Raw genomic sequence first — 523 nt, 5'->3', positions numbered from 1 at the left:
CGCGTACAGCGCACCGTGCCCGCGCCGGTGTTCGAGGGCCAACGACAGCTCGACCAGGGTCTTCACCGGCCCTCCGCACGCAACACCGCGTCTGTGCGCTCGAAGAGCGCGTCCTGGCGGGCGTAGAAACATTCGTAGATCTCAACTCGAAAGCGGGACAAGATACCCAATGCGTCGCCCGCAGGCGCATCGACCGGGAGACCCATACACAGCGGCCGTTCTCTCGTGCTTCGACTCGGCGTCTGAAGCGTGGAGAACGGCCGCCCCTGCTGCCCCAGGAAAACCGCAGATCAGCAGGTCGGGTGACCTGCGAGGTTGAACGTCAAGCTGAGCGCTTCAGTTGTCGCGGTAAGCGTTGACCGGGCTGGCCATCACTGGAGTTGGGCGGGTGGGACCGCTTTGGGTGATTGCGCCCGCTTTGCAGCCGCCGGACGAACAGCACACCGGCCAGCATTCGGAGGGTGAACTCGTGTTGGGCGGTCTCCGGTCTGCTGGCAAGAAGGCGCGGATCCGGCCCAGCGGC

Annotated in this window: 1 pseudogene; it reads right to left on the bottom strand. The window is 65.6% G+C overall.

Going from position 1 to position 523, the window contains the following annotated elements:
- A pseudogene (locus EOT10_RS42545) lies at window positions 1–206 on the bottom strand (NF041680 family putative transposase); the annotation flags it as partial.
- Window positions 207–523: the final 317 nt, after the last annotated feature.

The organism is Streptomyces antnestii (assembly GCF_004005495.1).
Taxonomy (GTDB): domain Bacteria; phylum Actinomycetota; class Actinomycetes; order Streptomycetales; family Streptomycetaceae; genus Streptomyces; species Streptomyces antnestii.
The sequence above is the reverse complement of the archived record's forward strand: the minus strand, read 5'-3'. Positions and strand labels throughout refer to the sequence as shown.